This window comes from Gordonia sp. WA4-43 (assembly GCF_020520305.1).
Classification (GTDB): Bacteria; Actinomycetota; Actinomycetes; order Mycobacteriales; family Mycobacteriaceae; genus Gordonia; species Gordonia hongkongensis.
In genome coordinates, this window is the sequence record NZ_CP084736.1 from 5,278,494 (window position 1) to 5,301,551 (window position 23,058).

Annotated in this window: 19 protein-coding genes and 2 pseudogenes; 11 read left to right on the forward strand and 10 right to left on the reverse strand. The window is 68.3% G+C overall.

The features are described from left to right. Positions 1 to 66 precede the first annotated feature (66 nt). Positions 67 to 1,563, reverse strand: a complete 1,497-nt coding sequence (locus tag LEL84_RS23975; protein WP_226512938.1) for an MFS transporter — start codon at positions 1,561 to 1,563, stop codon at positions 67 to 69. A 113-nt stretch (positions 1,564 to 1,676) separates the two neighbouring features. Beyond that, positions 1,677 to 2,462 (reverse strand): SGNH/GDSL hydrolase family protein, encoded by a 786-nt coding sequence (locus LEL84_RS23980; RefSeq protein ID WP_226512939.1) that lies wholly within the window; start codon positions 2,460 to 2,462, stop codon positions 1,677 to 1,679. A 524-nt stretch (positions 2,463 to 2,986) separates the two neighbouring features. On the opposite strand from LEL84_RS23980, the gene LEL84_RS23985 reads away from it, so the two are divergent. Continuing rightward, positions 2,987 to 6,376: a pyruvate carboxylase gene (locus LEL84_RS23985; protein WP_226512940.1), complete on the forward strand. Its 3,390-nt coding sequence runs from the start codon at positions 2,987 to 2,989 to the stop codon at positions 6,374 to 6,376. A gap of 37 nt (positions 6,377 to 6,413) precedes the next feature. Here the strand turns inward: LEL84_RS23985 and uraH are convergent, their stop codons facing one another. Together uraH and uraD are read right to left on the reverse strand one after the other, a co-directional pair. Beyond that, positions 6,414 to 6,740 (reverse strand): hydroxyisourate hydrolase, encoded by a 327-nt coding sequence (gene uraH / locus LEL84_RS23990; RefSeq protein WP_226512941.1) that lies wholly within the window; start codon positions 6,738 to 6,740, stop codon positions 6,414 to 6,416. Then, the gene (gene uraD, locus LEL84_RS23995) at positions 6,737 to 7,240 is read right to left on the reverse strand and encodes a 2-oxo-4-hydroxy-4-carboxy-5-ureidoimidazoline decarboxylase (RefSeq protein WP_226512942.1); all 504 of its coding nucleotides are present in this window, start codon (positions 7,238 to 7,240) and stop codon (positions 6,737 to 6,739) included. Before uraD ends, uraH begins: the two co-directional genes overlap by 4 nt. A gap of 51 nt (positions 7,241 to 7,291) precedes the next feature. Between uraD and LEL84_RS24000 the strand changes: the two genes are divergently transcribed. Then, positions 7,292 to 7,876, forward strand: coding sequence for an NTP transferase domain-containing protein (locus tag LEL84_RS24000; protein WP_065630744.1), 585 nt, complete (start codon positions 7,292 to 7,294; stop codon positions 7,874 to 7,876). 131 nt (positions 7,877 to 8,007) lie between these two features. Next, positions 8,008 to 8,778, forward strand: coding sequence for a hypothetical protein (locus LEL84_RS24005; RefSeq protein ID WP_226512943.1), 771 nt, complete (start codon positions 8,008 to 8,010; stop codon positions 8,776 to 8,778). A gap of 21 nt (positions 8,779 to 8,799) precedes the next feature. Here LEL84_RS24005 and LEL84_RS24010 read toward each other — a convergent pair. The 3 genes and pseudogenes from LEL84_RS24010 to LEL84_RS24020 all read right to left on the reverse strand — a co-directional run bounded on the left by LEL84_RS24010 (position 8,800) and on the right by LEL84_RS24020 (position 12,400). Then, positions 8,800 to 10,902 (reverse strand): annotated as a pseudogene (locus LEL84_RS24010) (xanthine dehydrogenase family protein molybdopterin-binding subunit). Continuing rightward, the gene (locus LEL84_RS24015; RefSeq protein WP_226512944.1) at positions 10,899 to 11,882 is read right to left on the reverse strand and encodes an FAD binding domain-containing protein; all 984 of its coding nucleotides are present in this window, start codon (positions 11,880 to 11,882) and stop codon (positions 10,899 to 10,901) included. Before LEL84_RS24015 ends, LEL84_RS24010 begins: the two are co-directional and overlap by 4 nt. Next, positions 11,879 to 12,400, reverse strand: coding sequence for a 2Fe-2S iron-sulfur cluster-binding protein (locus LEL84_RS24020; RefSeq protein ID WP_226512945.1), 522 nt, complete (start codon positions 12,398 to 12,400; stop codon positions 11,879 to 11,881). The genes LEL84_RS24015 and LEL84_RS24020 overlap by 4 nt, the downstream gene beginning before the upstream one ends. Before the next feature lie 75 nt (positions 12,401 to 12,475). On the opposite strand from LEL84_RS24020, the gene LEL84_RS24025 reads away from it, so the two are divergent. Further along, positions 12,476 to 13,786: an NAD(P)/FAD-dependent oxidoreductase gene (locus tag LEL84_RS24025; RefSeq protein WP_226512946.1), complete on the forward strand. Its 1,311-nt coding sequence runs from the start codon at positions 12,476 to 12,478 to the stop codon at positions 13,784 to 13,786. Between the two features lie 215 nt (positions 13,787 to 14,001). Beyond that, the gene (locus LEL84_RS24030; protein ID WP_226512947.1) at positions 14,002 to 15,129 is read left to right on the forward strand and encodes a nitronate monooxygenase; all 1,128 of its coding nucleotides are present in this window, start codon (positions 14,002 to 14,004) and stop codon (positions 15,127 to 15,129) included. A 49-nt stretch (positions 15,130 to 15,178) separates the two neighbouring features. Here LEL84_RS24030 and LEL84_RS24035 read toward each other — a convergent pair. After that, positions 15,179 to 16,708, reverse strand: a pseudogene (locus LEL84_RS24035) (PAS domain S-box protein). Between the two features lie 191 nt (positions 16,709 to 16,899). On the opposite strand from LEL84_RS24035, the gene LEL84_RS24040 reads away from it, so the two are divergent. The 6 genes from LEL84_RS24040 (at position 16,900) to LEL84_RS24065 (ending at position 22,102) form a co-directional block, all read left to right on the forward strand. Then, positions 16,900 to 18,075, forward strand: coding sequence for an acyl-CoA dehydrogenase family protein (locus tag LEL84_RS24040; protein WP_226512948.1), 1,176 nt, complete (start codon positions 16,900 to 16,902; stop codon positions 18,073 to 18,075). A gap of 62 nt (positions 18,076 to 18,137) precedes the next feature. Continuing rightward, positions 18,138 to 18,500 carry a hypothetical protein gene (locus LEL84_RS24045; protein ID WP_226512949.1) on the forward strand — a complete coding sequence of 121 codons (363 nt, stop codon included), beginning with the start codon at positions 18,138 to 18,140 and terminating at the stop codon, positions 18,498 to 18,500. Positions 18,501 to 18,576: 76 nt separating this feature from the next. Then, positions 18,577 to 19,854 (forward strand): aromatic ring-hydroxylating oxygenase subunit alpha, encoded by a 1,278-nt coding sequence (locus tag LEL84_RS24050; RefSeq protein ID WP_226512950.1) that lies wholly within the window; start codon positions 18,577 to 18,579, stop codon positions 19,852 to 19,854. Beyond that, positions 19,847 to 20,344 carry an aromatic-ring-hydroxylating dioxygenase subunit beta gene (locus LEL84_RS24055; RefSeq protein WP_226512951.1) on the forward strand — a complete coding sequence of 166 codons (498 nt, stop codon included), beginning with the start codon at positions 19,847 to 19,849 and terminating at the stop codon, positions 20,342 to 20,344. The genes LEL84_RS24050 and LEL84_RS24055 overlap by 8 nt, the downstream gene beginning before the upstream one ends. A gap of 14 nt (positions 20,345 to 20,358) precedes the next feature. Then, the gene (locus LEL84_RS24060) at positions 20,359 to 21,111 is read left to right on the forward strand and encodes an SDR family NAD(P)-dependent oxidoreductase (protein WP_226512952.1); all 753 of its coding nucleotides are present in this window, start codon (positions 20,359 to 20,361) and stop codon (positions 21,109 to 21,111) included. Positions 21,112 to 21,151: 40 nt separating this feature from the next. After that, positions 21,152 to 22,102: a PDR/VanB family oxidoreductase gene (locus LEL84_RS24065; RefSeq protein ID WP_226512953.1), complete on the forward strand. Its 951-nt coding sequence runs from the start codon at positions 21,152 to 21,154 to the stop codon at positions 22,100 to 22,102. Between the two features lie 33 nt (positions 22,103 to 22,135). On the opposite strand, the gene LEL84_RS24070 is transcribed toward LEL84_RS24065, so the two are convergent. After that, positions 22,136 to 22,771: a response regulator transcription factor gene (locus LEL84_RS24070; protein ID WP_390271985.1), complete on the reverse strand. Its 636-nt coding sequence runs from the start codon at positions 22,769 to 22,771 to the stop codon at positions 22,136 to 22,138. Continuing rightward, positions 22,768 to 23,046 (reverse strand): hypothetical protein, encoded by a 279-nt coding sequence (locus tag LEL84_RS24075; RefSeq protein WP_058250617.1) that lies wholly within the window; start codon positions 23,044 to 23,046, stop codon positions 22,768 to 22,770. Before LEL84_RS24075 ends, LEL84_RS24070 begins: the two co-directional genes overlap by 4 nt. Between the last annotated feature and the right edge of the window lie 12 nt (positions 23,047 to 23,058).

A 23,058-nucleotide genomic window follows, 5' to 3' on the forward strand; every position in this document is an offset into this window, starting at 1 on the left:
GCTACGTGCATCCGGTACGGTCCGCATCTCGTGGGCCGGCGACCCGGCCCGCAGGTGACCGGGTCGTCAGACCGGGGTCTCGGTGCTGCGGCCGTGCGCGGGAATCGCGAAGGCGACCACGGCGGCGATCGCACTCATGACGAGGGCGATCGCCGACGCCCACAGGTAGCCCTCGGCGGTCGGCACCTCGATCGCGGTGCCGTCGGCGACGGGAACCGAGATCATCGACCACGTCAGCAGCATGCCGACCGCGGCGGCGGCCGTCGAGGTGCCGATGATCCGCATGAGGGCGTTGACGCCGTTGGACTCGCCGGTCTGCTCCACGCTGACCGACTGCATGATGAGGGCCGGCATCGCCGAGTAGGCGATGCCGAGGCCCGCGCCGATGCAGCAGGCGATGACCATCATGTGGATCCAGGTGAGGTCCCACGGGCCGGCGATCCCGACGATGAATGTCACGTAGCCGATGCCGATGATGACCGCGCCCAGGGCGAGGGAGATACGGGCGCCGAAGACGGCGTTGATGCGACCGCTGATGTGTGAGAACACGAACATGACCAGACCGCTGGGCGCGAGGATGAGACTCGCGTGCACCATGTCGTACCCGAAGCCGTCCGGGCTGTTCGTCGGGGCCATCAGCAACTGGATCGGGATGAGTTGCATCGCGTAGAAGGCGAAACCGGTCGCGATCGAGGCCAGATTCGTCAACAGCAGCGGGCGCTTGCCCAGGATGCGGAGATCGATCAACGGACTGTCGCGACGGAGTTCGACGAGGACCCACGCGCCCAGCGACACGAGGAAGCCGGCGAACAGACCGAGCGTCAGCGGAGCGGACCATCCCCACTCGGCGCCCTTGGACAACGGCAGCAGCAGACAGACGAGGAGCACCGTCAGACCGAGGGCGCCGAGCGCGTCGAACCGGCCGCCGGAGGGCTTGGCGGTGGAGCGGACCGTGAGGGCCACGCCGACACCGGCCAGCGTCGCGGCACCCGCACACGACCAGAACAGGGCGTGCCAGCTCACGTGTTGGGCGATGAGAGCGGCGACGGGGAGCCCGAGCGCACCGCCGATACCGAGTGAGGCGCTCATCGTTCCCACCGACGAGCCGAGGTGGCGGGGCGGGACGATGTCGCGCATGACGCTGATGCCGAGCGCGACGATGCCGAAACCCAGCCCCTGGAGACCGCGGCCGATGATGAACAGCGGGAGCGACGTCGCGACCGCACAGGCCACGGAACCCGCTGCGACGAAGCCGAGACTGACCAGGATGGCGAGGCGTTTGCCGTACATGTCGCCGATCCGCCCGCCGATGGGGGTGGCGACCGCGCCGAGCAGCAGCGTGATGGTGATCGCCCACGTGGTGTCGGAGGCGTCGGCGTCGAGCAGAGCGGGCAGCTGAGGGATCAGCGGCACGATGATCGTCTGCATAAGCGCGACGACGATGCCGGCGAGGCAGAGCACGGCCACCGCGAGTCGCGGGTGGGGCTTCTCGGCGGTGGGATCGGGGGGCGGGAGGTCCGGAGTGCTGTCCGTCGTCCCGTCGGCGTCGGTGCGGCTGGTCACGCCGTCATCCCGCTGGTTCCGCTCATCGATTGTGCACACCTCCGAACGACCAGGATATCCGGCGGGTCGCGGGTGCAGACGTTCGCACCCGGCGGGAAGCCCCGGCGTCCGGGCTACGCGAGGTCTGCCAGGCCGACGGGACGGGGCCAGCGCGGGGTGAGTCCGTCGCCCGACGAGACGCCGCGGATGCGGCGCACCACCCAGGGGCCGAGAAAGGTGCGGGCCCACTCCGCGTTCTGTCGCCGCTGCTCCCGGCGGGTGGCGACCGCGGCGGCGGCCAGCGTCTCGGGCGTGATGTGGTGGTCGACGCCGAGCAGGTCGAGGACCCGGCCGGCCATCTGTGCGTGACCGAGCGGCGACATGTGCAGGCGATCGGCGTCCCACATGCGGTAGTCGTCATAACCGGCCATCCGCCAGAAGTCGCAGATCACTGCACCGTGCTTCTCGGCGACCGCCCGGACGAGCTCGTTGTAGATGGCGACCCGTCCACGCAGCATCCGGAACACCGGAGCCCATCCGGTGTCGTAGGCGGTGAAGACGACGACGGTGGCGCCCGTCGCGGTCAGGTCGCGCAGGGCCGCGTCGTACCGCGCGATCATCGCGTCGAGGTCGAGGGACGGGCGCATGAGATCGTTGCCGCCGGCGTAGATGGTGACCAGGTCGGGCTCCAGGGCGATCGCCGGACCGATCTGCTGGGCGAGCACCTCGTCGAGCAACCGGCCGCGGATGGCCAGGTTCGCATAGCCGAAGCCCGCGCCGCCCTCGGCGGGCGCCGCGACGGCGAGTTGTTCGGCGACACGGTCGGCCCACCCGCGTACCCCGTTGGGTCGGGCCGGGTCCGGATCGCCGACTCCCTCGGTGAACGAGTCGCCCAAGGCGACGTAACGGGTGAAGCCCACGGCAACGCCTTCCGGTCGGATCGGAGTGGTTCCGACGACGCTAATCCCGTGCGCCGTCGGCCGACAAAGCGAGCCCGTGACAGAGCGATCGGTCGGCATTCCGACGGAGCGATCGATCGGCATTCGCGAATTCCCGACGCCGCGGATCTCTCATTGTCGAATCCTGCTGGAGAGTATTTCTCAACACTGCGGCAATGAGTGCCACGTACATTGCGCGGCAATTGTTTTCGATCACCTCTCCGGAGGCGTCACAGTGCCGTGCCGCCGCCTTTCCGACGCGGTGGACGGCGTCGGGGAGCACGGTTTCCGAGGGGGTCGAAGGCGGTGTGAGGGGGTGGCCGAACGGCCGGTCTCGGTGAGTAGGATCACGACGTGAACTGCCCGTGGAAACGGGTCGGCGTCGTCGGGACATTCGCGTCGATCCGTGTCCGCCGGGAGTTTGTTCGCGCGATCTCCACCGCGATTGTGCGAGTCGCTGAGCACGCGCCGGACCGGCGCAGGCGTGAGAGAAAGAGAACACCACGATGTTCGACAAGGTTCTGGTCGCCAACCGCGGCGAGATCGCCATCCGCGCATTCCGCGCCGCCTACGAACTGGGTGCGCGCACGGTCGCGATCTTCCCGTACGAGGATCGCAACTCCGTGCACCGGCTGAAGGCCGACGAGTCCTACCAGATCGGGGTGCCGGGACATCCGGTGCGGGCCTACCTGTCGGTCGACGAGGTCGTCGGCGCGGCGGTCCGGTGTGGCGCCGATGCGATCTACCCCGGTTACGGATTCCTGTCGGAGAACCAGGGTCTCGCCGCCGCGTGCGCGGAGGCGGGCATCACCTTCGTGGGCCCGAGCGCCGACATCCTGGAGATGACCGGCAACAAGGCGACCGCGGTGGCCGCGGCGAAGGCGGCGGGGATCCCCGTGCTCGCGAGTTCGGAGCCGTCGTCGGATCTCGACGAGTTGCTCGCCGCGGCGCAGGACATGCAGTTGCCGGTCTTCGTCAAGGCGGTCGCGGGTGGCGGCGGGCGGGGGATGCGCCGTGTCGACGAGCGCGCCGACCTCGCCGAGGCCATCGCGGCCGCGTCGCGCGAGGCCGAGGCCGCGTTCGGCGACGCGACGGTGTTCCTGGAGCAGGCCGTGGTCAACCCGCGGCACATCGAGGTGCAGATCCTCGCCGACACCTACGGCAACGTCATCCACCTCTACGAGCGCGACTGCAGCCTGCAGCGCCGCCATCAGAAGGTGATCGAGCTCGCGCCCGCACCGAACCTCTCCGACGAGTTGCGCGAGCAGATCTGCTCGGACGCAGTGGCTTTCGCGCGATCGATCGGCTACTCGTGCGCGGGCACGGTGGAGTTCCTGCTCGACGAACAGGGTCGCCATGTGTTCATCGAGATGAACCCGCGTATCCAGGTCGAGCACACGGTGACCGAGGAGATCACCGATGTGGACCTCGTCAGCGCGCAGCTGCGCATCGCATCGGGGGAGTCGCTGGCGGATCTCGGACTGACCCAGGACACGATCCGCATCCGCGGTGCCGCGCTGCAGTGCCGGATCACCACCGAGGACCCCGCCAACGGCTTCCGGCCCGATGTCGGGCGCATCACCGCCTACCGCAGCCCCGGCGGTGCCGGCGTCCGGCTCGACGGCGGTGCGAACCTCGGTGCCGAGGTGAGTGGTCACTTCGACTCGATGCTCGTCAAACTGACTTGTCGCGGACGGGATTTCCCGACCGCGGTGCGGCGTGCGCGCCGCGCCGTGGCCGAGTTCCGAATCCGTGGCGTCGCGACCAACATCCCGTTCCTGCAGGCGGTGCTCGACGATCCGGATTTCCGCGCCGGGCGCGTCACGACCTCGTTCATCGACGAGCGTCCCGGTCTGCTGACCTCGCGTTCGTCGGCCGACCGCGGTACCAAGATCCTGTCGTACCTGGCCGACGTCACCGTGAACAAGCCGCACGGTGAGCGGCCCACCACGGTGTACCCGCGCGACAAGCTGCCCACCGTCGAGCGTTCGGTGCTCACGTCGCCGCCGAACGGCTCGCGGCAGCGTCTGTTGGAGCTCGGACCCGAGGGGTTCGCGCGCGACCTGCGCGAGAACCCGCGGCTGGGCATCACCGACACGACGTTCCGCGATGCGCATCAATCGCTGCTCGCGACTCGCGTGCGCACCAACGGGCTGCTCAACGTGGCGCCGTACGTGGCCGCGCTGACCCCCGAACTGCTGTCCGTCGAGTGCTGGGGCGGGGCGACCTACGATGTGGCGCTTCGCTTCCTGAAGGAAGACCCGTGGGATCGGCTGGCGCAGTTGCGGGAGGCGATCCCCAACATCTGTCTGCAGATGCTGTTGCGCGGCGCCAACACGGTCGGTTACACGCCGTATCCCACCAAGGTGACGACCGCGTTCGTGTCCGAGGCGACCGACGTCGGCATCGACATCTTCCGGATCTTCGACGCGCTCAACAACATCGACGCGATGCGACCCGCGATCGACGCGGTCCGCGAGACCGGTACGGCGGTGGCCGAGGTGGCGATGAGCTACACCGGCGATCTGTCCGACCCGGGCGAGGACCTCTACACGCTCGACTACTACCTGCGGCTGGCCGAACAGATCGTGGAGGCGGGCGCGCACGTCCTGGCGATCAAGGACATGGCGGGTCTGCTGCGCGCTCCCGCGGCGACCACCCTGGTGTCGGCGCTGCGGCGTGAGTTCGATCTGCCGATCCACGTGCACACCCACGACACCCCGGGCGGACAGCTGGCGACCTACATGGCCGCGTGGCAGGCGGGGGCCGACGCGGTCGACGGCGCCAGTGCCGCGCTGGCGGGCACCACGAGCCAGCCGCCGCTGTCGGCGATCGTCGCCGCGACCGCCCACACCGAGCGGGACAGCGGCATCGACCTCGCGCGGGTGTGCGACCTCGAGCCGTACTGGGAGGCGCTGCGAAAGGTCTACTCGCCGTTCGAGTCCGGTCTCCCGGCGCCGACCGGGCGGGTCTACTCCCACGAGATCCCGGGCGGGCAGCTGTCGAACCTGCGGCAGCAGGCCATCTCCCTCGGGCTGGGCAACAGGTTCGAGGCCGTCGAGCAGGCGTACGCCGCCGCTGATTCGATGCTCGGCCGACTGGTCAAGGTGACCCCGTCGTCGAAGGTCGTCGGCGACCTCGCGCTCGCGCTGGTCGGCCGCGGCATCACCGCCTCGGACTTCGCGGCCGACCCGGCCTCCTACGACATCCCGGACTCGGTGATCGGCTTCCTGCGCGGCGAGCTGGGCGACCCACCCGGTGGCTGGCCCGAACCGCTGCGCACCCTCGCGCTGCAGGGCCGCGCGCCGGCCCCCGAGGTCACCCCACTGTCCGCCGACGACGAGGCCATCCTCGACAAGCCGGGTCGTGACCGTCAGGTCCGGCTCAACCACCTGCTCTTCCCCGGTCCGGCAAAGGAATTCGAGGAGCACTACGAGGCCTACGGTGACACGTCGAGGCTCTCGGCCAACCAGTTCTTCTACGGACTGCGCTACGGCGAGGAACACCGCGTCGAACTCGAACCCGGTGTCGATCTGCTCATCGGGCTGGAGGCGGTCAGCGAACCGGACGAGCAGGGCATGCGAACCGTCATGTGCGTCCTGAACGGTCAGCTGCGTCCGATCGCGGTGCGCGACCACTCCGTCGACTCGGCTGTCGCGTCGGCGGAGAAGGCGGACCGCTCCAACCCGCACCACATCGGTGCCCCGTTCGCGGGCGTCGTGTCGCTGTCGGTCGATGTCGGCGACGAGGTCGCCGCCGGCGCGACGATCGGCACCATCGAGGCGATGAAGATGGAGGCGGCGATCACCGCCCCGGTCGCGGGCACCGTGACCCGACTCGCCATCGGACAGGTCACCCAGGTCGCCCCGGGGGATCTGCTGATCGAGATCCGCTGAGCAGATCGGCGGCGGGGCGCCTCGCCCCGCCGCCGGCTCAGCTACCCCGGTACGTCGAGTAGGCGAAGGGGCTCAACAGGATCGGTACATGGTGATGCCGCTCGGGATCGTCGATCTCGAAACAGATGTCGATCTCGGGATAGAAACCCTTGATGTCGTTGTCGGCGAACCAGTTCCCGGTGTCGAAGACGAGGTGGTAGATCCCGGGGACGAGCGCCTCGGTGTTGACTGAGGTGATGCGACCGTCGGAATCGGTGCTGCCGCTGGACAATTCGGTCCCCGACGCATCCTGGAGGGACACCTCGAGGCCGACGGCGGGTGAACCCGACACCGCGTCGAGGACGTGCGTGGACAGACCGGTCATCTCGAAATCCCTTCGTCGGCGGCGTGCTCGGTCGACAGCATACGGAGCAGGCGGGCGCGGTTGATCTTCGCCAGTTCCGCACGCAGTACCCGGCGTTCGGTGGAGGCGTCGTTGGTCATCCGCGTCCGGAGGATGGCGAGCAGCTCGTCGGCGGGCCGCCCGTTCGCGAAGACCAGGTAGACGTGCCCGAACCGCGCCTCGTAGGCGACATTGGCGTCTCTCAGCTCGGCGAGCACCGAGGCCGACGAGCCCGCCACCCCGGACTGTTCGCGCGCCGACGAGGCGTTGTCGGGCCGGTCACCGATCCGCGGATGCCCGGCGAGCGCCTCGTCGAGGTCGTCCTCGCTGATCTCGGCCAGTGCTCGATCGGCGGCATCGAGCACAGCGGGTACATCGCCGAAGGGCCGCGCGAGCATCATGCGCTCGATCCAGGCCGTCGATGCGCAACAGCTGCGCAGCGCTGCACGGGCTTCGTCGTCGTCCGTCTCGTTGAGCCGCATGATGACCAGCCTAGGAGGCGTGGGCGCAGACGGCGCGTGGAAGATGGGGCGATGGACGACGTCACCGGGGCAGCGCCCCCGGACGACCCCGCGGGACGGGTGCTCGGTGTGGTACTCGCCGCCGGAGCCGGGACCAGGTACGGGATGCCGAAGATCCTCGCGCACGACGGCCGGTGGCTCGAGCGGGCGGTCGCGGCGTTGCGCGACGGCGGTTGCTCCGAGGTGACGGTCGCCATGGGCGCCGCGGTCGTCGAACCACCGGCCGGTGCCGAGACGCTGATTGTCGAGGACTGGGCCGACGGCGTCGGCGCCACGGTGGCGGCGGCCCTGCGGTGGGCGATGGGACGACCGGACGCGGCGGGGCTGACCGTGCACGTGGTCGACACCCCGGCCACGGGAGCCGACGTCGTCGCCCGCGTCCTGGGCGCGGCATCGGGTGACCGCGCCCTTCTCGCGCGAGCGGTCTTCGACGGCAGTCCGGGGCACCCGGTGTACATCGGTGCCGACCATTTCGGACCGGCTCTGCGTGTGGTCGATGGTGACGTGGGTGCTCAGGTGTATCTCCGGTCCCGGGCGGTGACCCGCGTCGAGTGCGGAGATCTGGCGTCCGGCGTGGACATCGACAAGCGGCCCTGACCTGGGTTCAGCGTGCCCATTTCGAGACCTTCTCGTCGCCGTTCCGGTGCACGGTGATCCCACGTGGGACAAGCGTCCATGTCTAGGGTGCAGACATAGCCGGGTAACGGACCGCACTCTCGTCGAAGCGGGTGATCACCGTGGCGCACGATCGTCGTCGACGCCTCACCGCGATTCTCGCCGCGCTCGTCGTGGGAGCCGGCCTCGCGGCATGCGCCACCGGGCCCGACGTACCGGAGCGGACACCGCCGGCCCGCGCCGCGCAGGACGCGCATCTGCCGCCCGGATTCGACACCACCTTCCGCTGGACCGCGACCGGTGTCCTCGATCCGCAGTCCGCCGAGGGCACCTTCGTCCGAGCCTTCACCGAGTCCTTCGAACTCGCCAACGCCGGACGGTCGGCGCGGTGGGGCTACCCCGGTTTCGCCGACGCCGCGCCGTCGAACATCGACCAGATGGTGACGGCGTACCCCACGATCCAGTCGACCTCGGGCCGCGAGGTCGGCACCGCCTTCTATCAGGGGTTGCGCCGCGTCGACGACAACGGTTGGGCGCGAATCGTGATGTGCCGTCACGGGTATCGGTCGGTGCAGCAGAACGGTGCGTGGACCGTCGGATACGACACCCCGCGGCCGGTGGAGATCGACATCCGCCGGGTGGGAACCGATCCCGCGGCCGCACCACGCGGGGGTGAGCGGACGCCCGGCGCCGACGTGTTCGGCGGCTGGTACACCTCCCGCTACGACTTCGCGGCCCTGTATCCGACGCCGACCCCGGATCAGAAGGCATGCGCCGCAATGACTCCGGACGGTATGCCGCATTGGCTGCCGATGGCCGACACCGAGCCGTGGCCGGCCCAGCAGCCGGTACCGGGGTGGTCGAGCTACCCGGGCGCGGCCTGACTCCGCACCGCAGGGCGGCGACTACTGGTCAGGCAGTCCGCCGAGTAGATCGTCGAGGTGCGCCGGCAGGTCCCGGACCCGTACCCCGGTGGCGTTGTAGATCGCGTTGACCACCGCGGCGGCACTGCCGACGATCCCGATCTCGCCCGCTCCGCGCGAACCCATCGGGGTGGCGTGTTCGTCGCGGTCGTCGAGGCAGATCGCGTCGACGTCGGCGATGTCGGCGTGCACGGGGATGTGGTACTCGGCGAGATCCTGCGTGACCACGTGGCCGAACCGGTGATCGCGGACGCTCTCCTCGTGCAACGCCATCGAGATACCGAAGGTCATGCCGCCGATGAGTTGCGAACGGACGGTGCGCGGGTTGATGGCGCGGCCGATGGAGAACACCCCGAGCATGCGCGGGATGCGGATCTCCCCGGTGTCGATGTCGACGCCGACCTCGACGAAGTGCGCGCCGAACGAGGCCACGGTGAACTTCTCGAGATCGGGGTTGTCCGCCGCCTCCGCGCTGAGTTCGGCGTCCGGAGGCGGATCGTCGCCGAAACGTGCACGGAACTGATGCGCGGCGGTGACGATGGCCGATCCCCAGGACGAGGTGCCCGACGAACCGCCGGCGACGGTCGCGCTGGGCAGCGCGCTGTCGCCGATCTCGATGTCGACGACGTCGGTGGGTACGTCGAGCGCGTCGGCGGCGATGATCTTCAGGGTCGTCCACGCACCGGTGCCGATGTCGGTGGCGGCGATCCGGACCGTGTACCGCCCGTCGCGATGGGTGATCGACGCCGCGTTGCCCGGCTGCACCATGTGGGGATAGGTCGACGACGCGACCCCCAGGCCGACCAGCTGCCGACCGTTCCGGCGGGCCGCCGGCTCCGCCACACGCCGCTCCCAGCCGAATCGTCGGGCTCCCTCGCGGAGACAGTCGAGCAGCCGCCGCGACGACCACGGGTTGCCCGTCTCGGGGTCCTCGGGCGGTTCGTTGCGCACACGCAACTCGATCGGATCGAGGTCGAGGGCATGTGCCAGTTCGTCCATGGCGACCTCGCCGGCGAACATCCCCGGAGCCTCGCCGGGCGCACGCATCTAGAACGGGACCGGGACATCGAGGGGGACGACGTGGTGATCGGTCCGCCGATGGTCGGCCGAGTACATCGATCGTGAGGTGACCGCGGCCTGCTCGGCGAACTCCCCGGCGTGTGCGCTGTGGGTGAACGCCTCGTGCACCATCGCGGTGATGTGGCCGTTGCGATCGGCGGCCAGCCGCAGACGGGATTGGGTGGGCGCGCGGTGTCCGACGTAGACGAACATGTGCTGCCGGGTCACCGCGAACTTCACCGGACGACCGGGCAGGCGCATGGCCGCCATGGCCGCGAGCACGTCGTGCGAGTGCGGCGAGCCCTTCGACCCGAATCCACCGCCGACGTGCGGCGCGATCACCCTCATCTGCTCGGGTTCGAGACCCAGCACCGGCGCCAGCGAGGACACCACGCCCTGGGTCGACTGGGTCGAGTCGTAGAGCGTGAGGACAGCGGCATCCGCATCCCAGGTGGCCACCACGGTGTGCGGCTCCATCGGGTTGTTGTGTTCCTCCGGGGTGGAGTACCACTGGTCGACCGTGACGGTGTCCCCGCCGGCGGTACTGGCCGCCTCGTCCAGGATTCGATCGGGGTGGCCGTCCTGTGAGGTGGGCTCGAACCCGCCGTTGACCTGTTCGGGCCGGTAGCTGTCGGGGTGATCGACGCGGAACTCGGTGTCGTGGGCGTCCTCGTCATAGGTGACGGTCACCGCCGAGGCGGCTTCACGCGCCGTCTCGGGACTCTCCGCGACGACGGCGCCGACGAGCTGCCCGCGGTAGGCGATTTCGGGCGACTGCAGGATCGTGAGGTCGCCGCTGGAGGTGTCGGCCAGTTCCGGTGCATTGTCCGGGGTGAGCACGAAGAGCACGCCGGGCGTCGATTCGGCTGCGGTCGTGTCGAATCCGGTGATGCGTCCGCGCGCGATGGTCGCGGTGATCGGCCACAGGTACGCGGCCTCGGTGAGGTGCTCGTAGGCATACGGCGCGGTGCCGCGCACCTTGTCGGCGCCGTCGATGCGGGCGTGGGAGGTACCGATCGCGGTCATCGAGTGCTCAGCTCCCGCAGGGTGGCGATCAGGGTGCGGCGTGCGAGGGGCACCTTGAACTCGTTGCCCTCGAGTGCACGGGCCTCGCCGAGTTCGGCATCGGCTGCCGCGGCGAACAATTCGGTCGAAGGGCGCTGACCACGCAGCACCTCTTCGGCCCGCGCGGCCCGCCAGGGCTTGTGCGCGACACCGCCGAACGCGATCCGCGTTTCGCCGATGGCGTCGCCGTCCATGCTCACCTCGGCCCCGACGGACACGAGCGCGAAGGCGTACGACGCACGGTCGCGCACCTTGCGGTAGGTCGACGACGAGTCGGGTAGGGGCGGTGGCACGTCGATGGCCACGATGACATCGTGCGGCTCGAGAATCGTGTCCCGTTCGGGATGCTCACCCGGGAGCCGGTAGAAGTCACCGATGTCCACCACGCGCTCGCCGTCGGGGCCTTGCACGACGATGCGCGCGTCGAGCGCCGTGAGGGCCACCGCCATGTCCGAGGGGTGGGTCGCGACACAGGTCTCGGATGCACCCAGGATGGCGTGATACCGCGTGTATCCGCCGACGGCCGAGCAGCCCGAGCCCGGCGTCCGCTTGTTGCACGGGGTCGTGACGTCCTGGAAGTAGACGCATCTGGTGCGCTGCAACAGGTTTCCCGCATTGGTCGCGAGGTTGCGCAACTGCGGAGAGGCGCCCGAGAGCAGGGCGCGGGCCAGGACGGGGTAGCGGCGTCGGACGAGGGGATGGGCGGCGGTGTCGGCGTTGCGGGCGGTGGCGCCGAGCCGGAGCGAGCCGTCCGGCCGTTCGGTGATGTCGTCGAGCGGCAGGCGGGAGATGTCGAGCAGCGCCGGCGGGTCGGCGACGCCCAGCTTCATGTGGTCGACCAGGTTGGTGCCGCCGGCGATCAGCTTCGCGCCGTCGTGGTCCCGCAGGAAGTCCACGGTGGTGGGGACGTCGGTCGCACGCTCGTAGGTGAACGGGATCATCGATCGGCCGCCTGTCGGATCGCCGCGAGGATGTTCGGGTACGCCGCGCATCGGCAGAGGTTGCCGCTCATCCGTTCCCGGATCTCGTCGTCGGCCAACGGACTCACATCGCCGCTCGACGACGGGTCGAGGTCGTCGGTGACGTGACTGGGGTACCCCTGTTTCGCCTCGTCGAGCATCCCGATCGCCGAGCACAGCTGGCCGGGCGTGCAGTAACCGCACTGGAAGGCGTCCTCGTCGATGAACGCCTGCTGCATCTCGTGCAGCTCGTCGCCGTCGCCCAGGCCCTCGGCGGTCACGATGTCGCTGCCGTCGTAGGACACGGCGAAGGACAGGCAACTGACGATGCGCCTCCCGTCGGCCAGCACGGTGCACGAACCGCACTGGCCGTGGTCGCAGCCCTTCTTGGGTGAGTAGATGCCCAACCGGTCACGCAGACCGTCGAGCAGTGTTGTTCGCGTGTCCACGACGACATCGTGCTCGGCGCCGTTCACGGTCAAGGTGACTTTGGCTTCCACGTCGCGAGGCATACCCGTCCGTAGAGGCGGTAAACACCCGTCGAGAACCGCGAAATGTCTGGAACAATCGGTCGAATGGCCCCCTCGAGACCCAGAGTTGTTGTGATCGGTGCCGGATTCGCGGGTATGCACTGCGCCCGCAGGCTCAAGAACGAGCCGGTCGACGTCACCATCGTCGACCGCGGGACCAGCCATCTGTTCCAGCCGCTGCTGTACCAGTGCGCCACTGGTCTGTTGTCCGAGGGCGCGATCTCCAGCCCGGTTCGGCATCTGACCCGTCGGCACAAGAACCTCGACGTCGTCCTCGGCGAGGCGTCGGGCATCGACGTCGAGGGTCACGAGGTGACGGTCGACCGCATCGACGGGTCGTCGTTCCGTCTCGGCTACGACTACCTCGTGGTCGGCGCCGGGATGCGCACCGCCTACCGCGGCAACGAGGCGTTCGCGGAGTTCGCGCCCGGGATGAAGACGCTCGACGACGCATTGTCGATCCGCCGCAAGATCATGGCCGCGTTCGAGATGGCCGAGACGATCACCGACCCGGAGGAGCAGCGGTCCTGGCTCACCTTCGCGGTGGCGGGCGGCGGCCCGACCGGCGTCGAGCTCGCCGGACAGATCCGGGAGGTCGCGACCCTGGCGCTCGAGCGCGAGTTCGACGCGATCGATCCGGCGCAGGCGCGGGTGCTGCTGCTCCACGGCGGCGACCGCGTGCTGCCGTCGTTCTCGACGCGGCTCTCGGCCAGCGCCCAGCGCACGCTCGACAGCCTCGGCGTCGAGACCCACCTCGGCGTGCACGTCACCGGGGTCGGAGAGGACCACGTCGAGACGACCCGCAAGGCCGACGGGACCAAGAACGTCTACCCGGCGCGCACGACGCTGTGGACGACGGGCGTCGAGGCCGTCCCCTTCGCCACCACACTCGCCCGGTCGCTGGGTGTCGAACAGGACCGCGGCGGGCGGATACCGGTCGAGGACGATCTCTCGGTCCCGGGCCATCCCGACATCTTCGTCTGCGGCGACATGAGTTCCTACCGAGACCTGCCCGGGGTCGCCGAGGTGGCCATGCAGGGCGGCCGGCATGCCGGCGCGGTGATCGCGGAAACTGTTGCCGGCCAACGGGAAAGAACTCCGTTCAGATACCGCGATCTGGGGACCGCGGCCTACATCGCCCGCCGCCACGCGATCGTACAGTCGGGCCCGCTCCAGCTGTCGGGGTTCCTCGGCTGGGTCGCATGGGGTGTCATCCACATCGCCTTCCTGGCGGGTGTCCGCAACCGGATGGGAACCGTCATGACATGGGGCGCAACACTGCTCACCGACACCCGGCGGGAGCGAGCGATCACCTACGGCGACCCCGAGACGGCGCGGCAGCCCTACGGGCAGTGACCGGGTCGACTCGGCCCGCTCGCTTCGCTCCCGGCGCCGGGTTGATTCGGCCCGCTCGCTTCGCTCCCGGCGCCGGGTTGATTCGGCCCGCTCGCTTCGCTCCCGGCGCCGGGAACCGCCGGAGTCCTCCGATCACTTGTCCGTGATCCCCTCGCCTGGTATTCAGAGTAGAACACGTTCTAATTCTGACGGTCCGACTGGGCGAGGAGTCCTCCATGCACACCCCGATCTGCGACGAGCTCGGTATCGAGTTCCCGATCTTCGCGTTCACCCACTGCCGGGACGTGGTGGTCGCGGTGAGCAAGGCGGGCGGTTTCGGAGTGCTCGGCGCGGTTGGCTTCACCCCCGAGGAGCTCGAGATCGAGCTCAACTGGATCGACGAGCACATCGGCGACCGTCCCTACGGCGTCGACATCGTCATCCCGAACAAGTACGAGGGCATGAACTCGAACATGTCGGGCGAGGAACTCACCAAGATGTTGCAGTCGATGGTGCCGGCGGAGACCCTCGACTTCGGGCGCAAGCTCCTGCGTGACCACGGCGTGCCGCTCAACGAGGACAGTGACAACTCCCTGCAGCTTCTCGGTTGGACCGAGGCCACTGCCACGCCGCAGGTCGAGATCGCGCTCCAGCACCCCAAGGTCACCCTGATCGCGAACGCCCTCGGGACTCCGCCCGCCGACATGATCGAGAAGATCCAGTCCGCCGGTCGCAAGGTGGCCGCGCTGTGCGGATCGCCCAAGCAGGCCCGCAAGCACGCCGATGCGGGTGTCGACATCATCATCGCGCAGGGCGGCGAAGGCGGCGGTCACTGCGGCGAGGTGGGTTCCATCGTGCTGTGGCCGCAGGTCGTCAAAGAGGTTGCGCCGGTGCCGGTTCTGGCCGCCGGTGGCATCGGCAGCGGTGAACAGATCGCGGCCGCGCTGGCCCTGGGCGCGCAAGGCGCCTGGACCGGATCCCAGTGGCTGATGGTCGAGGAGGCCGAGAACACCCCGGTCCAGCAGCAGACCTACATCGACGCCTCCAGCCGGGACACCGTGCGGAGCCGATCGTTCACCGGCAAGCCGTGCCGCATGCTGCGCAACGACTGGACCGAGGCATGGGAGGACCCGAACAATCCCGATCCGCTGGGGATGCCGTTGCAGTACATGGTCTCCGGGATGGCGGTGGCCGCGACGCACAAGTACCCCGACGAGAGCATCGACGTCGCCTTCAACCCGGTCGGGCAGGTGGTCGGGCAGTTCCGCAAGGTCGAGAAGACCTCCGCGGTGATCGAGCGGTGGGTGACCGAGTACATCGACGCCACGAGCAGCCTGGACTCGTTCGCCAACGCGAACGCCTAGCCGGGACAAATTCGCGCGGCCTCGTTTCCGTCCCGCTGATTGGATTCAATCAGCGGGACGGAAACGGCGACGCGGGAGCCGGGGAGTGGCCAGCGCCGTCCTCGGCGATCGTCGCGAGGGGGAGCGTCACCTGGACGGTGGTGCCCGACGGTTCGTTCGGCAGGTATCGGATGGTCTCACCGTGGCGTTCGACGATGTGCTCGGAGATGATCAGCCCGATTCCCGAACCGTCCTGCTTGGACGAGAACGCCCCGGACGCGAGGCGGTCCGCCGGTACGCCGCCGGTCATGCCGCGTCCCTGATCGCGGATCCACACCGAGGCCAGTCCGTCGGCTTCACCGGTCTGGATCGTCAGTTCCTTGACCTCGGTCGTCGGCCGGACGATCTCGTCGAGTGCGTTGACGCAGAGGTTGATGATGACCTGACCGATGAGCACGTTCTCGCCCTGCACCGGAAGGTCACGGTCGGGGATCTCGGCATACACGCGCACGCCCTGCTCGGCGGCGCGCAGCCGCACGAAATACAGGCTCTCCTCGACGGTCTCGTTGAGATCCATCAGCGTCGTGGTGCTCTCGATGCGTCGGACGTAGCGGCGGACCGACGCCACGATGTCGGCGGCGCGATGGAGTTGCTTCTCGATCTGGTCGATGCCGTAGGCGAGGCTGCGGGCGTCGACGGTCTCGGCGGAGACGCGGGCCTTGAGTCCGCTCAGGTAGTTCGTCGACGCCGCGAGCGGCTGCCCGAGCTCGTGGGCCAGGATCATCGCCATGTCACCCATCGCGTGGTAGCGGCTCAGATATTGGAGATTGGCCTCCTGGTAGGCGTTGCGGCGTTCCCACTCGACGCGGTCGGTCACGTCGCGCACGGTCAGGACCCGCGAGGAGATGCCGTCGTGGGCGACGATCTCGAGTTCGCCGGCCAGCCACACGGTGCTGCCGTCGTCTTTGATGATCTCCTGCTGGATCTCCACCGAACCCGCACCGTCCGTCAGACGTTCGACGACGGGATCACTGGTGAGTCGCGGCTCGCACCGTCCGAGGTCTTCCAGGTGGACCCCTGACAGTTCGGCGGGGGTACGGCCGAACAGCTTCGCGGCCAGCGGTGAGATGTCGTCGATGCAGTTGTCGTCGTCGAGCACGACGATGCCGGCCGACGTGTGGGTCATGATGCGCTGCAACGAGTCCGAAACCCAGGTGAGCTCTTCCTGCAACTCCACCTCGTCGGCGATGTTGCGGAACTCGACCATCACGACCGGTCCGTCCTCGCAGCGCACGAGTGTCGCGCGTGCATCGGTGAGGAACTCGGTGCCGTCCTTCGCGCGATATTTCCACTGTTTGCGACTTCAGCCGTGCACGACCGCCGACTGGAGCCAGGCCACACCGACCTCACGCCGGTACTGGCGTTCCTGGGCGCTCATGTGATGCGCCTTCAGGGGCTTCAGCTCCTCGAGGGTGAACCTGAACATGCGGCAGGCGGCCGGGTTCGCCCACAGGATGTTCTTCGAGCCCGCCTCGTGGATGAGGATGCCGGTGCCGGTGTTGAGGATCATCTGCTCGAAGTCCCGACGAGCGGGGAACATCGCCATCACCTCACCTTCGTCCATGTCCAGGATTCATCCCAGCCGACCTTCGCCCCCGCCACGATGCCATGCGGGTGAAGACAAGCAAGTAAGGAATTGCTTACCCGCGACGCGGGAACTCCCAATACCGCGCCCGACTCCGCGTCCATAGTGTTGATCTCGAGATCGAGAGTCGATTCCGAACGGAGACAATGATGACCGCGGAGAGCCTGACCGAACGGGTGTGTGCGGAACCGGCGGGGGCGGCGCGCGATGCCGCGTTCGACCACGCGCTCGACGTGCTCCGCGATCGCCGGGAGGAGTTCAACTCGCAGCGTTACGTTCCCGCCGACTACATCGCCCTGCTGAAGCGGGCCGGCATGTACCGGGCGTCGACGCCGGTTGCGTTCGGCGGTGAGCCGATGGCTCCGTCGGACTTCATGTCGCTGGTCGAACGCATCTCCGCCGTCGACCCGGCCACCGGGTGGGTGTCCAGCTTCGGGTCGTCGCTGGTGTACTTCGCCGCACTGCCGGCCGAGACACAACGGAAGATCTACGCGCACGGACCCGACATCGCCTATGCGGGCGGTCTGTTCCCGATGCAGGAAGCCCAGAAGGTCGACGGCGGCTATCTGTGCACCGGCGTCTGGCAGTTCGCGAGCGGGTGCCGTGGCGCCGACCTCCTGGGGATCGGTCTGGCCGGCGGACCCGAGACCGGCGGCAAACCGCTGACGGCGCTGGTCGATCCGGCCGAGGTCGAGATCGTCGACAACTGGGACGTCGCCGGGATGAAGGCGACCGGATCGCATGCCATCCGCGCCGACCGTGTCTTCGTGCCCGAGGAGATGACCTTCGTGCGCGGCGGTGCCCCGCAGATCGACGAACCGCTGACCCGCTACCCGGCGCTGGCCTACGCCGCCCAGGTGCTGGCCGTGGTGACCCTCGGTGCCGCCCGCGGCGCCCTCGACTACGCCGTCGAGGTCGGCGCGGCGCGGACCTCGATCACCGGCGGTACCAGCAAGGGCAACCGGCCCGCGTACAAGAGCGGACTCGCCGTCGCCGAAGCCGAACTGCGGTCGGCGCGCGCGTTCTTCTACGAGAGCACGGACGAGGTGTGGTCCAAAGCGGTTTCCGGACAGCACATCTCGACCGACGATCAGGCTCTGGTGCGGTTGAGTGCCACCCATGCCGCGCATGTCGGCCGCAGCGTCGTGCTGCAGGTCTTCGACCTCGCCGGAACGGGAGCCATCTACGAGACCCATCCGCTGCAGCGATACCTGCAGGACGCCCTGGTGCCGGCGCAACACGCGATGCTGCAGACGAACACCTACGAGGCCGCCGGTGCCCTTCTGCTCGGCCTCGAGGCCGGCATCCCGAGCTTCCCCTGACATCCACACATCAGTCCGACATCACGCCACCCGACATCTCGACCGCGAGGAGTGCACCGCCCATGACCGACGAACCGTTGCGCACGCTGTTCTGCGTGGGGAACAACCAGAATTTCTTCGACCTGCCCAAGGCCGACATCGGTCCGGTGTGGGAGGCCACGATGGAGTTCCTCACGAGTCTGAAGAACCTCGACGGTGTCGAGATCATCGGGACCTTCGACGACGACGCCCACATGGTCGGCCCGTCCGACGGCTGGCCGTGGACGTTCTACGTCCTCGCCGACGTGCGCGATCAGCCGACCGTCCGGGCGGCCTGCAATCTGTTGCGCACCATCATGGTCGGCGAGTATGCGCTCTGGAAGTACTTCAAGGTCGAGGCGCGGATGGGCCGAGCCCTCACGATCCGCGACGACGTCCCCTCATGAGCACCGCCTCCTGAACTCTCGCGCACCGACAGCCCCTCTCCGCGCCCCGGCGCGGTCGACACACGAAGGAACATCGATGACCACCATCGAGCGGCCGACCCGCGGCTTCGCGGACCTCGCCGAGAAGGACCGCGTCGCCGGTCAGCTGTACACCGATCCCGAGATCTTCGCCGAGGAGATGCGCAAGATCTTCTACCGCACCTGGGTGTGGGTCGCGCACGAGAGCGAGGTCCCCGAGGCGGGCTCGTTCAAGACCACCCAGGTCGGGGATCAACCGGTCATCGTGACCCGGGATCGAAAGGGCAACTTCAACACCCTGCTCAACCGGTGCCGGCATCGCGGCGCGACGGTGTGCGATAAGCGCAGCGGCAAGGCCAACGGGTTCACCTGCCCGTACCACAACTGGTCCTACACCCTGGACGGTCGACTGCGCGGCATCCCGTACCCGGACGGTTACGAGGGCGTCGTCGAGAAGAACGACTTCCCCCTGCAGAAGCTGCGCACCGAGAGCTATCTCGGCATGATCTTCGCGACGTTCAACCCCGACATCGAGCCGCTCGAGGATCATCTCGGTGACGCCAAGATCTGGATGGAGCGTTTCCTCAAGCAGTCCAACGGATTTCCCACCAAGGTCCTCGGCAGCCACAAGTTCCGGTTCAAGGGCAACTGGAAGATCCAGCTCGAGAACACCACCGACGGCTACCACTTCCCGATGGTGCACAAGTCGTGGATGGCCTCCGTCGACGCCGAGACCGCGAACATGATGTCGTTCATGGACGATCCGGCCGCCGAGACACACGCGCTCGGCAACGGGCACAGCGTCGCGATCATGGCGGCGGCGCACGCCGACCTCGACATCGACGACGGTAGCGAGGAGATCCAGCCGCGGTTCCAGCATCTCGTCGACGAACTCGCCGAGGCGGGGGAGAGTCCCGAACGCATCCGTCGCTACATGCGCTCGATGCACGGCTGTGGGTTCAACCTCAACATGTTCCCGAACATCGCGATGTCGTCGTCGTTCTTCCGGGTCCTCATCCCGATCAGTGTGGACGTCACCGAGGTGTGGCACATGGCGATCGGCATGGACGGCGGACCGGAGAGCATCAACCGCGAACGCCTGCGCATCCACGAGCACTTCCAGGGTCCCTTCGGGTTCGGTAGCCCGGACGACGCGGAGGGGTGGGATCGCGTGCAGATCGGTGCCGGCGGCAACCCGAACATGCCGATCCTGGTCAACCGCGGGGAGAACCGCGAGTACACGACCGAAGAGGGTTGGCCCACTTCGCATGTCACCGACGAGACCGGGATGCGCGAGTCCTACGGCATGTGGAAGAGGATGATGAGCGATGACTGAGCTGCACACCTTCAACGACCCGCGGGTCCTGCGCGCGATCGCGCTCGTCTGGAAGGAAGCCGAACTCCTCGACGCCAAGGACTATCCGGCGTGGGAGGCCCTCTACACCGACGACGCGCACTACGTCATCCCGATCGATCCCGACACCGACGACTTCGACTCGTCGCTGAACATGGTGTACGACGACCAGCGGATGCGCCGGTTGCGCGTCGAGCGGATGATGCAGGGATATGCGCCGTCGGCTGTGGCGGCGGCCCGGACGGTCCGGATCGTCTCCCGCTTCACGGTGTCCGATGTCAGCGACGACACCGTCTTCCTGCGCTCGGCGCAGATCCTCAACGCGTTCAAGCGCGACACCTTCTCGACGATCGGCGCCGAGCTCACCCACACCATCGAGCTCGGACCCGACGGGACCGACCGGATCAGCCTGAAGGTGGCCCGCCTCATCGACAGCGAGGACGCGGTCAGCGCCTCGGGATACCTGGTGTGAGGGCGGTAGTGGACATGAGCTCGACCACCAAGGGGATAGCGGTCGTCACCGGAGCCGCCGGCGGAATGGGTTCGTTCATCGCCCGGCGGTTGCACCGGGACGGTCATCGCGTCCTGCTCACCGACATCGCACTCGACGCGGCGCAGCGGATCGCCGAGGAACTCTCGCCCGACGGGTCGACCGCGCAGGCGGCAGTCCTCGACGTCGCGCACCGCCAGAACTTCGTCGACGCCCTCGCGCACGTGCAGTCGGTGTGGGGCACACCGACGATCGTGGTCAACAACGCCGCACTCACCCAGGCCGCCGATCTGATGACGTTGGACGAGCCGGATTTCAACCGGGTGCTGAACACGAACGTCAACAGCATCTTCTTCGGCTGCCAGGTCTTCGGTGCCGCGATGGCCGAGGAGGGCTACGGCCGCATCGTCAACATGGCCTCGCTGGCCGGTCAGAACGGCGGCACCGCCACCGGCGCGCACTATGCCACGTCCAAGGGCGCGATCCTGACGGTCACCAAGATCTTCGCCAAAGAGCTTGCGGCCAAGGGTGTCACGGTCAACGCGATCGCGCCCGGGCCGCACGACCTGCCCGTCGTGAAGGCGACCGTGCCGCCGGAGAAACTCGGCGCCGTGATCGCCGGCATCCCCGTCGGGAAGCTGGGCAGCCCCGACTTCATCGGGGACATGGTCGGCCTGCTGACCGCCGAGAACGCCTTCTTCGTCACCGGCGCGTGCTGGGACGTCAACGGCGGGCTCTTCGTCCGCTGACCGCACCGCCGAACCCACTGTCACCACCAGGAGCACTCCCATGGCCCTCACCGACGTCGTCGTCTCCGCCATCGTCCAGGAGACCCCGAGCATCAAGACGTTCTACCTGTCGAAGCCGGACGGCTCGACGATGGGGGAGTACACGCCGGGTGCGCACATCGACGTCGTCGGTCCGACCGCCATCACCCGCCAGTACTCGCTCTGCAGCCGTCCCGACGGCCGGGAGTCGTTCGCCGTGGCCGTCAAGCGCGAGGATCAGTCCCGAGGTGGTTCGGCCGCACTGCACGAACTGCGCGTCGGCGACCGGCTGCAGATCAGCGGGCCACGGAACCTGCTCGGGATCGATTCCACGGCAACGCATCACGTCCTGGTCGCCGCCGGCATCGGCATCACCCCGATGTTGAGCATGGCCCGGTACATGGATGTGCACGACATCAGCTTCGAGCTGCACTACTTCGCCCGGACGGTCGATGACGCGGCGTTCCTGCCGCTGCTGCGGGAGCGTTGCCCGGACAAGCTGCACGCGCATGTCGGCGTCGGTCGTGAGGCCCACGGACCGATCCTGACCGCCGCGCTGGAATCGGCGCCGCAGGGCTCGCATGTCTATGTCTGCGGCCCGGACGGGTTCATGACCAAGGTCCGCGAACTGGCGGAACAGTTCATCCCGGCCGACGCGGTCCACTTCGAGAACTTCCACGCCACCGATCAGCCGGATGCGTCGGAGAACACGTCCTTCGACGTCGAACTCGACGGCGAGACCTATCACGTCCCGGCCGACCGGAGCATCGTCGAGGTCCTCGAGGAGAACGGCTGCGACGTCGACACCTCGTGTCAGGAGGGCATCTGCGGTACCTGCATCATGCAGGTCCTCTCCGGTGAGCCCGAGCACCGCGACAACGTGCTGACCAAGGCCGAGCGAGAGTCCGGAGAGGTGATGGCGGTCTGCGTCTCGCGGACCACCGGCGAGAAGATCGTGCTCGATTATTACTGACCCGAGCGCGCCGGCCACCCCTACGCCGTTGCCCTAGGGGTTGGTCGGCACCTCGACGTCGAACCGCAGGATGTCCCGGACCAGCGTGCTGATGCTGTCGGCGTCGGTCTTGCTCTTGATCCGGGCACGGTGCACGTCCACCGTCTTGACGCTCATGTCGAGGCGGCGGGCGATGTTCTGGCTGGGCAGACCTTCGACGACCAGCGCGAGGATCTCGCGTTCCCGCGGGGTCAACAGCGCGACCTTCGATTCCACCCACCGCTTCTGCGCGTGGGTGCGGAAGCGCTCGACCGCCTTCTCCATCCCCGCCTGGACGGCGTCGAGCAGCCGCTGCGGGTCGTAGGGCTTCTCCAGGAAGTCCATCGCGCCGGCCTGCAGGGTGGACACCGACATCCGGATGTCGCCGTGCGCGGAGACGAAGATGATGGCGACGTGCGGTGCGAACTCGTTGAGCTTCTCCTGCAGCCGCGGGCCGCTCATCGTCGGCATGCGGACGTCGAGCACGATGCACGCGGGGGTGTCCCCGGAGTACTGCGCGAGGAAGTCGTCGGCGCTGTGGCAGATCCGCGGCGAGATCCCGATGCTGCCGAGCAGCCAGTCGACCGATTCGCAGAGTTCCGGGTCGTCGTCGACGACGTACACCGTCGCGGTCGCATCCGATGCGGTCACGTCCACGCCGCGTCGGCCGTCCAGTAGTTCATCCCGACGGCGCTCACCTGGTGGCGCCACTCCGAGGTCCGGTTGAGCCAGGGTTCCTCGCGCCGGACCGACTCGTCGGCCGCCTCCGGGCCGTCGGCCTCGACGGTCCAGTGCACCCAGTTGACCTCCCGGCCGTACTCGTCGTGCACGAACAGGTCGACGTGGTGCCAGCCGTAGTTGAAGGTGTCCTCGTAGCACGTGAGGAACATCCGGTGGTGCGTCTCGGGACGGGGTTTGACTGTCATACGGATCTTCTC